The following is a 13,369-nucleotide window of genomic DNA, read 5'->3' as shown; positions in this document are numbered from 1 at the left end:
CCGGAGAAGCCACCGCCGCCGAAACCGCCGGAGCCGGATTTTGGTGGAACAATAATGTTGGTTGAAATGGAATTCATGCTATGCATTAGCGCACCGGCAAACACGACGGAGGTAAATGGATCACCGTAGGTGTGTCCGTAATACCAGCTCGGTTGCTCAATGGCAATGGATTCAAAATTCTTTGCCCATTTGTCCGTGATCCCCAGCACATAGGCATAGGGAAGGATATTGTAGAAATACTGCGGGTTTTCATTGACCAGAGCCAGAATGCGGTCTTTCTCAGCTTTTTCGATGAAATTTTTAAATCCGAGCACTTCTCCCAGCCATTGACGACCTGTTTCTGTGCGTTTTTCTGCCACGATCTGGAAGACAGCTGTGGCATAGGTTGCAAGCAGAGCCAGAAGGACCGGGACGATACTTTCAAAGCCCAGCAGCATGCTCGCGATCATCGCTATCAGAGCAAAAACGATGGTGAGGATGATTCCTGCGATCAGCCGGCCGGTTGTTTTCCTGGTTGAAGTTCCCAGTCGATTTCTCAGTGCCGTGGTGATCATGTTGACGCTGATGATCGTCGGCACCATCGCAAACAGAGCGGCAAAACCGATCATGATTAATCCATCCCAGAAACCTGTCAGCATATTGGAGGCGTAAGCACCGTTAATAACCAGAGCCAGCAACGGGAAGCACATGATCAGCGTGATAAAGCCAAATCCGACCATTGATGATTTGGTAAAGAGCTTGTTTTCCGGCAGATCGAAATAAGACTTGATCTGGCTCTTTGTAGCCACGATCGTATCATAGAAACTGGTCGGCACGCTCGCGGTTGAAAAACTGTCTTTCTGGTCGAACAGATTGACAAAAAATGTCTGCTCGAAGTCCTCGGCTGTATCTGGCAGGTTCTTGACCTTGTGGAAAATGAATTTCTTTTTATCAACCTGTTCAATGGTCATGTAGCCTTTGTCCGCCCAGTACATCAGCAGCGAAATGACCTCCGGTTTGTCCAGATCGCCGTCCACGATGAAGCCGACCTGGGATGGTGTAAAGCCGTGGGGTGGGTAGAATTCAACCGGTTCCACAGGTTTTTCATCCCGGCCGGTAAAGAACCAGATCAGGGCAGCCGCCAGAATGGACAGAATAAACATCGCGTACATCAGCGGATCGAACTCGTGGCCGGTGAAGGCGCCGACAAAATATCCCTGGGGCAGATTGACTTTCAGGGTGACCCCTTCGTTATTGGTCAGGGGCCGGTTCAGGGTTCCTTCAATGGTATTCCCGTTGACGGTGAAGTCGACCGACGTGGTATCGGTGCTGCCGTAGCTGCCGGTGATGAATTCGACCTGACTGGCATCAAATGCTTTCGGCATCACGATTTTAAAATGTGCGCCGGCAATGCTGGTATCCCAGTTGGTTCCAATAATGTTGTAATAGACATCATCCATGGAATCGATTTTGTCATCACCAGGGTCCCAGACGTAGGAAATGGGATAGGTCTGGTTTCCGGATACGGTTGTGTTGGCATCGCCAATCTGGACGACGACACTGTCATTTTCAGTGGACGTCTCATACTTGTAGCCAGTTACTTTCACATTGGTCAGCCGTGCTGAATAAGGCGTATCCACGGGCTGTCCGTTGATCTGACGGTAAAAATCGCCGGTATAGGGAATGTAACGATAAATCCCATGCCTCGCTTCAGAGAAAGTAACTGAAATATTTTCCTGGATATCGTAGGCGTGATTTTCCTGAACGTTCATGGTTACATCATATTGGGTGATGTCAAAATATTCCTGGGCAAACGTGCTTCCAGGGAAAATGCATCCCGCCAAAAGCAACCCGAGCAGAAGAAGAGTACATCGTTTTTTCACTTCTCTTACCTCCAAAATGATTTGATTAATTGAATTTGACTTGGACGTTTTCTCTTTCTTCTGCTGCACCCACTTCAAAGAAGGGCTGTTTCTTGAATCCGAACAGACTGGCAACGATGTTGCTCGGGAAGGTCTCGACCTTCGTGTTCATCGTACGGACGGTTGCGTTGTAGTATTTTCGGGAATTGGCGATGTCATTTTCGATGGACTGCAGTTGCTGCTGCAGGTCAAGGAAATTGGTGTTTGCCTGTAGTTGAGGATAGGCTTCCGCAACGGCGAACAGGCTTTTCAGCGTGCCGGACAGCGCGTTTTCATTAGCGATCTTTTCGTCAATGCTGGTTGCGCCCATGGCTGCAGTTCTGGCCACGGTTACCTTTGCAAAGGTTTCCGATTCATGGGTGGCATACCCTTTTACCGTTTCAACAAGGTTTGGAATCAGATCATAACGTTTTTTCAGATAGACATCCATGGTTGAGAAAGCTTCTTCAACCTGGTTTTTAATCTTAACGAAGCTATTCCGCGAACCGATGAGCCAAAGACCGATGATAACAACAAGACCGATAACAATTAGAAAAGCGATCATTTTAAAATCCTCCATTTTCATTTTATTTGCTTCATTATAACATTATTTTGTGCGCGCCACAATGAATCTTTCAAAGCAGAGCTACTCTGACGCATGACAAAATAATGATATCCGAAAAGCTTTACATTCTGAACGTGTGATATTTTGCCTTGTTGAATGGGTATTTCTATATTACAATTAGTATAAATTAGAAAAAATCAGCCTTAAGCGGCGAGCCGGTCGTGAACAGGCAAGCTGGCTGGAATTATTCGGCCAGTTTATCGGAAGGAAAGGAAAAAACGAATGAATATGAACTATTCCCATATTATATTTGACCTGGACGGGACACTGATTGATTCCACCGAAACGTTCCGGTTCTGTCTTGAATATGCGCTGGAGAAAATGAATTATCCCGAGCCGAAAGTTGCCGATGTCAATCCGCTGATCGGACCACCAATCCTCAGAACTTTTCAGGACGTTTTCGGTTTTACGTTGAGTGAAGCTAAACAGGGATACCGGTATTATCTTGAGGAGTACGTCGACAATGGTAGAATGTACAAAACGCCGGTCTATCCCGGTGTCAAAGAAACACTGCACTCTCTTTCCGAGCAACACTACTTTCTGGGGGTCGCGACCACCAAGAATGAAACGAACGCCAGAAAAATCATCAAAGGTATGGCGTTCGACATTGAAATCGACCGGGTTTATGGGACCTACAACGATGGCACCCGCAGCAACAAGAAGGAAATCATCACTGATCTGCTGACGGATCACCATATCCGGGATTTGTCTAATGTGCTGATGGTGGGCGACCGCTATTATGATATCGTCGGTGCCAGCGAAGTTGGTATCGATTCAGTCGGGGTAACCTATGGCTGCGGCAGTATGGAAGAGCTCAAAGAAGCCGGCGCCACCCGCCTCATAGCCAGCTTTTCGGAACTGCTTGAAATTGTATAAGGAGGAACATCATATGAAATCAGAAAACAATTTGGAACGTACCGCCATTATCAAAGGCGACCTGAAATTTACGAGCATTGGGCAGATTATCAAATCAGACCAATTCATAAAACTGATCAAAACCTTTATCAAGGAACTAGATGTCAAAAAGCCTTATTTCATAAGGACTCTGGAGCCGTTTCAGAATGAAATAGGCGAATTCAACGAGCGCGAGTTCATTGATTTTGTCTATCTGCTCAACATCAATTCGCTGGATGAAATCATCCGGTCCGGTTATTTCGACATTCAGTTCACCTACGAGGAATACTCCCAGCTGTTTCTTGAATTCCTTGAAGGTTTCTACAACTACTGGCGTGGTATTCAGCGTTTCATGATCAAAATGGACAGTTACAGCCCGGATGAAAGTACGAAGCGCTCGAAGGTTTTTTCACTGGCCTCCAATAACGACGCCTTCCGGAAAATGGTTCTGGATCTCTACCGTAACATTCATTTCAACGTCACCGGAAAAAGCTTCAGCATCTACCGACAGCTTCCCAGTGGCGCTCAGGTGGCATTTCTGGCCGATCACTTTGAATTCGACCGTGAAGTCAAAAGCAAGAATGATTCACTGTACCAGATTCCCTATATCTGGGAAGCGGTCTTCGAGCCGCCGGTTATTTTCTACACCCAGTCCAACAAGCGTGACGGCGTATTTCCGGTCAAGGACAAACGCATTCTGCAGAAATTCTATCTGGCCAATGACGAATGGTTTGGTATCCCGCTGAAGGTCGGGCGCCTGCTGGCTATCGTCTACGTGCAAAAAGAATACCTGGCGCTGGGTGCCGGGCTGTTCAACTTGTTTGAAATGGCGAAGCCCGAAGAATTCACCAAAGAGAAGCCGGATGCCGCCGTTTTCTTTGGTCTGGATGAAAGTATTTTTGAAGAAGATGAAAAGCTTGGTTTTGTGGCTAAAGAGGATGATGTCTATTACGGACTGCTGCCGGCGCTGCCCCAGATCGACTATTTCGGCTACATGAAAAAGATGCTGCTGACTCTCCACAACGTGATTCAGATTGAAAACAAAGCCCTGCCGGTTCACGGCGCCTTTGCAAAAATCCGGGTTCATGGCAAGAAATCAGCCAATATCATGCTCATCGGTGACAGCGGCGCCGGAAAATCAGAAACACTGGAAGCCATCAACAAACTGCCCAAGGACTGTGCCTGCGATTTTGACATCCTGATCGATGATATGGGCTCGCTGCATTTCAATAAGGAGGGTGATCTCATGGCGGTCGGCACCGAAATCGGCGCATTCGTGCGGCTGGATGATCTTCAGCCCGGCTATGCCTACAACACGATGGACCGTAGTATCTTTATGAACCCCAACATCGTCAATGCCCGGGTCATCGTTCCACAGATGACCTATGAGGAAATTGCGAAGTCAACCCGGGTGGATTTCGTCTTCTACATCAACAACTACGAGAAAATTGACGATACAGCACCGCCGATTGAACTCTTTGACGATTTGGATGCTGCCTACGAGGTCTTTTCCGAGGGCAAACGGATGGCCAAGGGGACAACCGGGGAAGTGGGCATGACAAAAACCTATTTCGCAAACCCTTTCGGCGCGGTCCAGTTGAAAGAGGAACATGAGAAGATCGCCAAGAAGACTTTCAGAAAAATGCAAGAAACAGGCGTGAAAATCGGTATGATCCGGACCCAGCTTGGCATTCCCGGCTGTGAACAGGACGGTCCCTATATTGCCGCCGAGGCACTTGTTGCGTTCATCGATCAATTAAATTCTGAAAAGAAATAAAATCTGTTTGATATTTTCTCAATCGGGTATATAATGTTAGCATAGAATATAATTATTATAAAAGGAGAAAGATATGGGTAAATTAAACGGTACACAAACACTTTTGAATTTAATGCAGTCTTATGTTGGAGAGTCCCAGGCTCGGATGCGTTATACTTTTTTCGCTTCTGTCGCCAAAAAGGAAGGCTATGTCCAGATCAGCAATATCTTCACCGAAACAGCGGGCAACGAAAAAGAACACGGCGAATTGTTTTACAAACATATTGTAGCCAACGAATATTCCATGGGCGAAGCAGTGGAAGTCAATGTCAATGCCAACTTCCCGGTCGCTCTGGGTGATACCAAAAACAATTTGCTTCACGCCGCATCCGGCGAAAACGAGGAGTGGAAGGAGCTCTATCCTAAATTTGCCGAAGTGGCAAAACAGGAGGGCTTCCCGGAAATTGCCGAAACCTGGCTGGAAGTTGCCAAGGCAGAAAAAGCGCATGAAACCCGCTATCTGAAGCTGGCGGCCAATATTGAACTGGGAAGAACATTCAAACGTTTTGGCGCGACTAAATGGAAATGTGGTAACTGCGGCTATATTTATGAAGGCGCGGAAGCACCGGATCTGTGCCCAGCCTGCAAGCATGCCCAGGCCTATTTTGAACTGTTTGAAGAAACCTACTAGAATCAACCGCAGAAGAAAAACAGCCTCCGACGCCGGAGGCTGTTTTTTTAAAGCAATTCGTCAGAATTTAGATTTTTTTTATCGGTGAGCAGCTGAGCGGATGGACTCGCAATCAATTTATTTTTACGAATGAATTGATTTATGTCGATGGTTGGTTTAAAATGTAAAGGATGACAAAACGAAAGTAAATGATCATGGTATTGTTAGCCTGAAAGTCAATGAGACAGTAACTGGGAAATTCTGCGAATTGCTGTGGGCGGACTGTCCAGGTATAAACAGGCTGCTGCCGGTGTCAAAATGAGGGGGACATTTAGATGAAGTCGAATTTCGAATTTATGGACAAGACCTTTCCAAGCCTTTCAAATTTGGGAGCCATGGCTGAAAGCTATCTCTACTCGGACCGCAACATCTGTCTGATTAAACTGGGACTCATCAGTGAAAATATCGTCAGTATGATGATGAAGCTTGATGGTATAAAACCTGCAGTTACAGATAACACCCACACCAGCCGCACCAAACTGCTGAAAAAGGAAGGGCTGCTGCCGGAAAAGGTGGATGATATTCTCTACGTATTGCAAAAAGCGCGGAGCAATGCCATGAAAAACGGCCACGATTCCTCGGTTGACTGTATTATACTGTTGGAGATGGCCTGCAACTTATGCGGCTGGTTTATGCAAACCTACGGCGACTGTCGATATGTGCTGAAACCTTTTGTCCTGCCGGAAGACTTTTCACGACAGGCAGACACCAAAGCGAAAATTCTGGAACAGGAATTGGAAGTCAAAAGACTGAATGAAAGACTGCGTCAACAGCCCTACCAAAAGACCGCAATGACGATGCAGCGCATCAAAAACGGTGCATCGGCAGCCGAACGGCTGCGTCTGTCCGACAAGGAAATACGCTATCTCATCGACGAGCAGCTCAGAAAAGCCGGTTGGGAAGCGGATTCAGTCCGCCTCTGCTATACGAGAGGTGTGCAGCCTGAAAAGGGAAGAAATCTAGCTATCGCAAAGTGGCCGAATGATTTCAGCTTCGGCAGAAACAACTTTGCGGATTATGTGTTGTGCATTGGGCAGAAGATCGTCGGTATCATCGAAGCCAGACACCCCGGAAAAGATATACCCTCGGTCATCAACTGCCAGTTCAAAGGTTATGCGCGGGAGCTCCGTGAGGCCGATACGGGCACCGTCATTGATACCTGGAATCACGCCTGCAGGCTACCATTTCTTTCTGCTATAAACGGCTGCAGATACCTGAAGCAGCTGGAAAACAATTACTGCATCTGGATCCTCGATGTTGGCCAATCCGTCAATTCAACCTATGCCAGACAGGGCTGGTTGACACCAAACGCCATCATGGCTTTGCAGAATCAGGACAACGAAGGCATCAGTCCAACGATTCAGAACCTGCCGGCGGGAAAAGCGAATGCCGTCAAGCACTTTATGAGGTGAACTGCCGGACTAATCGAATAACGCAAAAAGCTATCAACGGTCGAAACACTTTGATTTCAACTTAAAAAAAAAGCGTGCTTCTCGGTTTTTAAAGAGAGCATGCTTTTTTTAAATTTATTCAAAAATCTATTCTCCAAAGACCTGCACCTGATTTCGACCATTTGTTTTCGCATGATACAGCGCCGTATCAGCGATTTTGACCAGCTCCTCATGGTTAGAAGAAGCATCCGGGATCAGGCATGAAACGCCGATACTGACCGTCACGCGATCCTTTACAACAGATCCAAAGTGGGGAATGCCAAGCGCATTGATTTTTTGGAGCAGCACGTCTGCGATGTGAATCGCCTCATCTTTGCTGGTCTCTAATAGAAGCACGATAAATTCCTCGCCGCCGTAACGGACTACCATATCGGTTGGACGGGACAAAGCTGTTCTCAGTGTTTCTCCGATCTTTATCAGACATTCATCACCCGCCACATGGCCGTACTGATCATTATAGTTTTTGAAATAATCGACATCGATAAACAGCAGCGAAATCGGTCTTTTGTATCTCATGCACCGACGCCATTCCAGCTGTATGGTTTCATCGTATTTTCGCCGGTTCCACAGCTCGGTTAACGGATCTCTCAGTGATATTTTTTGAAGCTCCTGATTGATCAGTTCCAGTTCGAAATTCTGCTGCTCGACTTTCTCATTCGAGGCAGTCAGTTCTCTCGTGCGCTGAAAGACCAGGTCATCCAGATGATTGTTGATTTCGGTCAATTTTTCGCCCATGACGGTTTTATATTCCAGAGAGTCGGAGAAGTTCTTCGCCAGCAGCAACGAAATGGCAATCGCAAAGAGCAGCTGGCCGGTCGAGCTGCTGTTGTCTGACTGAAAGATCATCTTCAGAAATGGCGGCCAGCTGTCGCTGATCCAGACGCTGAGGGTGATAATATCGACGATGCTGGTTAATATCAGAGCCAGACCACCCAGTATAATCAGCCAATTCTCTTTTAGGCTGTGTGAAGCAATTCGAATCAGCATGGCGAACAGATAGACAATCAGGAAAATGCTCCAGATCTGGTAGAAGGGATTGATGACGGCATAGATGTTTGTCGGCGTCAGAAGAACCACTAACGCATAGGCTCCCGCCAGGATTTGAGTGACTCTGACGATTTGGTTATGGAAATAGTCAGGCAGCATCGATTTAAAAAACATGAGAATCAACGGGACTCCCAAATAGTAGGTCAGGGTCTGTATTTTGCGGGCGATCACAAAGTCCAGATCCGGCCAGAGATAGAACAGGAAAGCTTCACCAACCATCAAGGTACGGACTGCAATCAGAATGCAGAATAAGCCAAAGTACAGCGGAGATGGGTCCTTTTTTCGAAAGAAAAACAGAGCGAGATGATAAATCCCCATCATCATCAACGCACCAAAAATGAAAAGATCAAAGGCAATGCCGCGATAGCGCAGTCCCAGGAGTTGCGATTCGCCACCGAGTTGGATGCTGTTGAGCAGCCCGCCACTGGACAGATGAAAATTAGACATCTGGATGACGATCTCGTTTTCGCCCTGGTGCGCATTAAAGGAAACAACCTGAGGCAGATACCGCGGAGTCATGGATTCCTCAGTCTTTCCGACTTCTCCGGCAGCCGCAGTCAGATTATTATTGACCCAGAGCTTGTAGGCGGTGCGTACTTTGGGAATCTTCAGCGCCAGAATTCGATCGTCCGAGCTATTGAATGTCAGGCGGTAGGTCGCATAGCCGTCTCCGGAAATTGTTTTGCCATTGATGACGTATTTGTTCCATGAGGAGGGAAAGCTGACATAACCGCTGAGTTCTCCCTGGTCCACTTCGGTCGGTTCGAGGAGCTGATTCCAGAAAAATTCCCATTCTCCATCCAGATCAATCGCTTCATTTTCCAAATGGAGCTGACTTAAATCAATCTGACCATTTTGGGCTTTATGATAAGTTTCAAAACGCTGATTGGAACAACCGCTTAAAATAGGAAGAATCAAGATGTTTATGACAAGTAGTAGTAGAATTCTGCGTTTGCGCATGGGATGCGGCCTTCTTTCCTTAAAGTTGGTTCAACAGGAAATAAACAGTGCTATAGACTGATGCAATTTTTGATAGTCCTTAGTTCACTCGGGTATTTTGGAGCGGTTCATCATTCTGTCAAAATAAAGAATGTAAATGTTTGCAATTATTATACAACGGGAAAATCCTTTCAGTCAATTGTTAGTTTATGAGAGTTTGATGAAAGAGATTGGTTTTATCGGCGAAAGAGAATTTCAAGAAATAGAAATAAATGGAAAATTATATGCAAATAACAAATAAAGTGTTATAATCGCAATTGGTTTAAAGAGGCGGATAAAGGAGAGTGTGCGATTCATCAGCAGTGTTTATAGAATATACGGTTTGAAAATTATATGGTATTAAAAATGATGCCTGCGGGTAACTTTGAAGTGAGGAGAAAGATAATGACAGATAATCAATGCAACCAAACGGAGTGTGAATATTATCGGGATGGCGAGTGCCTGGATGCGCAGACACTCAAGGACCCACGTAAAGCAACGGGCTGCCTGGTTTATAAAGGTTGTAACCATCAGAATTAAGACGCCTGCTCGAGGCAATATTTCATTGGAATAAAATTGAATAATTCCAGAAAAGAGGGTATAACTATCAATAGAACTTCAAGCAAATACAATGAAGGGAGAATAGTTATGATCGATTTGGATTTAAGAAAACTGACATTTGGGGATGATCTCTATTTGTCGAAAACAACTGGTGAAGTGTTGAGGGATGATTACCAGAACGGTATTCTCGAAGTGATGGGCGATAAAGGCAAAATCCTGACGTTCGGTTCAATTTATGAAGTAGTGCAGCCAAAACTGGATCAGATGACCTGGCACGCAAAATACCGACCCGTCAAATCAGAAATGGATGAGCTGCTTGGTTACGAGGAAATTGGAAAGGATATCTGAGATTAGTAGTAAACTGTATCAATAGAGCAAAAATCCCCTTGCGGGGATTTTTTTTGTGCAGGCATGATCACAGACCAGTATTGCTAGGCTTTTATAGCCCAACGCAGTTTGGCCGAACGTGCGCGCCCATTGCTGCTACATTCTTCCTGTGACGGCCGGATTGGACCGGGTGCTATTTCACGGTAGACGCCTTCCCGGAAAAAGCGCTGAAATGATTTCTTGACAAGACGGTCTTCGCCGGAATGGAAGGAAAGAATTGCGACGCGCCCGCCCGTTGCCAGGGCAGCCGGGAGTTTTTCCAGAAATTCATACAGCACTTCGTATTCATCATTGACATCTATCCGCAAGGCCTGAAAGCATCGCTGACAGGATTTTTTAAGCGCATCTTTTCCGTTACTGCCTTTAACGGATTTGAGTGCATCTTTAATAATCTGCTGAAGCTGCGTCGTCGTCGCGATCTCGATGCCCTGATTTCGCTGAGAAATAATCGCCTGTGCAATGACGTCGGCATTCGGCTCGTCCGCGTTTGTGACCAGCATCCCTGCCAGTTCATCCTGCGAAATTGTCTTTAAACGATCAGCTGCAGATACCCCTTTTTCGGGATTCAGGCGCAAGTCCAGTGGTCCGTCGTTTTTAAACGAAAATCCCCGTTCGGGATTGTCGATCTGCATTGAGGAAACGCCCAGATCGGCCAACACAAAATTCAATGGTCCCGATTCCGCAACAATGCGATCGATATCGGAAAAGTTCATCTGCCGGATGGTCAGAATTTCGGGTCCGTAACCCAGGTTCTCCAGGCGCTTTTGAGTGCGTGGCAGCTCAATGGCATCGACATCCGTGGCGTACAAGTGCCCCTTTGAATCCAAACATTTCAGCATTTCCTGGGTATGGCCGCCGAAACCCAGAGTTGCGTCCAGTCCCGTCTGTCCGGGTTCAATCTGCAGGAATTCCAATATTTCTTTGACACAGATCGAACGATGCATGCCGGCCGGTGTGCCACCCTTTTGAATCACTTTTTCTACCGTATCAGTATATTTCTCCGGCTGCAGTTCCTTATACTTGTCTTTGTAAGTTTTGGGGTGAGTGCCTTTATATCGTGGACGTCGTTGATGTTTTTGCTCTTGATTATCCATAGTGCACCTCTGAAAAAATTGTATCCGGGCATGAGTAATCTGAGACGGATCTCATACAAAATGTTGTGCTCATTCTTTTCGCCACCTTCTTAATTGTTTTTATAGTCTGGTTTCTGATCCTATGATACCAAAAACACGACAGTAAATCAAACAGGCTGCCAAAATCGAGAAGCATCCTTGCAATTAAAGAAGTTATCCATTATTATTAAAGCATAATCGAATGCGTTAGTGAAGCAGGAAGTAAGACAACTGGAAATCCTGTGACTGATTTCGCGTGACGATTTCATAATGCAGCATATAAACGAGCAGGAGGATTATTTGTGAAAAAAAGTATCAAGAGAAGTCTGGTGACGGTGCTGGCCCTGTTTCTGATTGTCGGGACGATTCCGGCTGGCGTTATGGCGGCCGGTACCCCCAGTGTAAGTTACCGGACCCATGTGCAGGATGACGGCTGGCAGGATTTTGTCGCCGATGGTGCGTTGAGCGGCACCACAGCGAGAAGTCTCCGCCTGGAAGGCATTGAAGTCAAGCTGGACAAACAGGACTATGATCTTGGCATCGCCTATCAAACTCATATCGAGAATATCGGTTGGGAAGCCAACACCGAAATCGGCTGGAAAAGCGATGGGCAAACGAGCGGTACATTCGCAAGGGCTCTGCGTCTGGAAGCCATCCAGATCAAACTCACCGGTGCGGATGCCGATCAGTTTGATGTGTATTACCAGGTCCACTCCCAGAATATCGGCTGGATGGGCTGGGCGAAAAACGGTGAAAGTGCCGGAACCGCTGGCTATGCGTATCGCCTGGAGGGCATCCACATCGTGATCGTTAATAAGGGGGAGACACCCCCAGTAGGCACCGTGGATCAGGCAAGACCGTTTCTTGAAACGAAGTTCGTTCAGGGAAATTCACTGATTCAGTCAACCGAAAGCGATTTCAGTGAAAACGCATCGTCCATGGAAAATGTTGATATTTCAGGCAATAACGGGGATGGTGCAATCACGCTTAAATCAGGTGCCCAAAATGGCGTTTATACATCGAGCCCATTTAATACCAATTTATTTAATAAGCTGGTACTATCCTGGAGCAGTGACACCCCGGAGGGAACTTCCATTCAGCTCGAGGCAAGGGTGATGACAGGAAATGATTCCTGGTCAAACTGGCTTTCGTTTGGCATATGGGGAACATCGATCAGAAGATCGTCCGGCACCGGTGTGACGGATGATGCGGTGGCAAAAGTCGATGTGGATACTCTGGTTGTCAAAGATGGACAAATGGCCAGAAAAATTCAGTATCGCGTCATCTTCAATTCGGATCGGTCCGGTGTTGCGCCGACTGTTCGGCTGGTCTCTGGCGCACTTAGAAACACGAATCCCGGTCAGGGTATCGGCAAGGTATTTAAGGATAATCCGGATTTATCGAATCTTCGGGTGCTCGATGTGCCGCAGTTTTCTCAGATGGTCAGGGATCCGTCAATCGCCCATTACATCTGCAGTCCGACCAGTGTTGCAATGATTTTGAATTATTATGGAACGGCCGTACAGCCGGAAGATTCCGCCTGGGGAGCATATGATTACAGCTGTGACGAATTTGGCAACTGGCCATTTAACACGGCTTACGCTTCAAGCTTTGGTTATACGGCCTATGTTGATTATTCAACGATCGATGGCCTGAAGCGGGAAATAGCGTCCGGACATCCTGCCGTGGCCAGTGTGGCCTATAAAAACAGCGTTTATGTTGATGAAGATTTACCCGTTATCGATGGTGCGCCGATCTCATACACTTACGGGCATCTGATTGTCGTCTGCGGTTTTGTCAATGAAGGCGGCACCGAATATATCGTGATCAATGATCCGGCAGCAGACAGTGATGCCGGCGTTCGCGTGCGCTATCGGCTTGATCAATTTGCCGCGGCCTGGGCGGAGTCCGGAAACATCACTTATATTATTCACTAAACAGCGGTTAA

At 46.7% G+C, this 13,369-nt stretch carries 11 protein-coding genes; 7 read left to right on the top strand and 4 right to left on the bottom strand.

The window, feature by feature from the left end; all coding sequences use genetic code 11:
* Together GH808_RS11030 and GH808_RS11025 are read right to left on the bottom strand one after the other, a co-directional pair.
* The coding region (locus GH808_RS11030; RefSeq protein WP_186842848.1) for a DUF2207 domain-containing protein at window positions 1-1,862 on the bottom strand (1,862 nt) is incomplete at its 3' end.
* 25 nt (window positions 1,863-1,887) lie between these two features.
* The gene (locus GH808_RS11025) at window positions 1,888-2,445 is read right to left on the bottom strand and encodes a LemA family protein (RefSeq protein ID WP_186842847.1); all 558 of its coding nucleotides are present in this window, start codon (window positions 2,443-2,445) and stop codon (window positions 1,888-1,890) included.
* A 282-nt stretch (window positions 2,446-2,727) separates the two neighbouring features.
* Between GH808_RS11025 and GH808_RS11020 the strand changes: the two genes are divergently transcribed.
* The 4 genes from GH808_RS11020 to GH808_RS11005 all read left to right on the top strand — a co-directional run bounded on the left by GH808_RS11020 (window position 2,728) and on the right by GH808_RS11005 (window position 7,297).
* Window positions 2,728-3,381, top strand: coding sequence for an HAD hydrolase-like protein (locus tag GH808_RS11020; protein ID WP_186842846.1), 654 nt, complete (start codon window positions 2,728-2,730; stop codon window positions 3,379-3,381).
* A gap of 13 nt (window positions 3,382-3,394) precedes the next feature.
* Window positions 3,395-5,176, top strand: coding sequence for a phosphoenolpyruvate carboxykinase (ATP) (locus tag GH808_RS11015; RefSeq protein WP_186842845.1), 1,782 nt, complete (start codon window positions 3,395-3,397; stop codon window positions 5,174-5,176).
* 73 nt (window positions 5,177-5,249) lie between these two features.
* Complete coding sequence (gene rbr / locus GH808_RS11010) at window positions 5,250-5,846, top strand: rubrerythrin (protein WP_186842844.1); 597 nt, start codon at window positions 5,250-5,252, stop codon at window positions 5,844-5,846.
* Window positions 5,847-6,160: 314 nt separating this feature from the next.
* Window positions 6,161-7,297: a hypothetical protein gene (locus GH808_RS11005; RefSeq protein ID WP_186842843.1), complete on the top strand. Its 1,137-nt coding sequence runs from the start codon at window positions 6,161-6,163 to the stop codon at window positions 7,295-7,297.
* A 126-nt stretch (window positions 7,298-7,423) separates the two neighbouring features.
* Here the strand turns inward: GH808_RS11005 and GH808_RS11000 are convergent, their stop codons facing one another.
* Window positions 7,424-9,343 carry a diguanylate cyclase gene (locus GH808_RS11000; RefSeq protein WP_186842842.1) on the bottom strand — a complete coding sequence of 640 codons (1,920 nt, stop codon included), beginning with the start codon at window positions 9,341-9,343 and terminating at the stop codon, window positions 7,424-7,426.
* A gap of 423 nt (window positions 9,344-9,766) precedes the next feature.
* Between GH808_RS11000 and GH808_RS15555 the strand changes: the two genes are divergently transcribed.
* Both GH808_RS15555 and GH808_RS10995 read left to right on the top strand, forming a co-directional pair.
* Window positions 9,767-9,901 carry a hypothetical protein gene (locus GH808_RS15555; RefSeq protein WP_279289677.1) on the top strand — a complete coding sequence of 45 codons (135 nt, stop codon included), beginning with the start codon at window positions 9,767-9,769 and terminating at the stop codon, window positions 9,899-9,901.
* 108 nt (window positions 9,902-10,009) lie between these two features.
* Window positions 10,010-10,270 carry a hypothetical protein gene (locus tag GH808_RS10995; RefSeq protein ID WP_186842841.1) on the top strand — a complete coding sequence of 87 codons (261 nt, stop codon included), beginning with the start codon at window positions 10,010-10,012 and terminating at the stop codon, window positions 10,268-10,270.
* Between the two features lie 83 nt (window positions 10,271-10,353).
* Here the strand turns inward: GH808_RS10995 and rsmH are convergent, their stop codons facing one another.
* A complete protein-coding gene (rsmH, locus tag GH808_RS10990; RefSeq protein ID WP_186842840.1) occupies window positions 10,354-11,403 on the bottom strand; it encodes a 16S rRNA (cytosine(1402)-N(4))-methyltransferase RsmH in 1,050 nt (349 codons plus the stop codon).
* 320 nt (window positions 11,404-11,723) lie between these two features.
* Between rsmH and GH808_RS10985 the strand changes: the two genes are divergently transcribed.
* Window positions 11,724-13,358: a C39 family peptidase gene (locus tag GH808_RS10985; protein WP_186842839.1), complete on the top strand. Its 1,635-nt coding sequence runs from the start codon at window positions 11,724-11,726 to the stop codon at window positions 13,356-13,358.
* Window positions 13,359-13,369: the final 11 nt, after the last annotated feature.

The sequence above is a fragment of the Acetobacterium fimetarium genome (genome assembly GCF_014284475.1).
In the GTDB taxonomy this organism is placed as follows: domain Bacteria; phylum Bacillota; class Clostridia; order Eubacteriales; family Eubacteriaceae; genus Acetobacterium; species Acetobacterium fimetarium.
The sequence above is the reverse complement of the archived record's forward strand: the minus strand, read 5'-3'. Positions and strand labels throughout refer to the sequence as shown.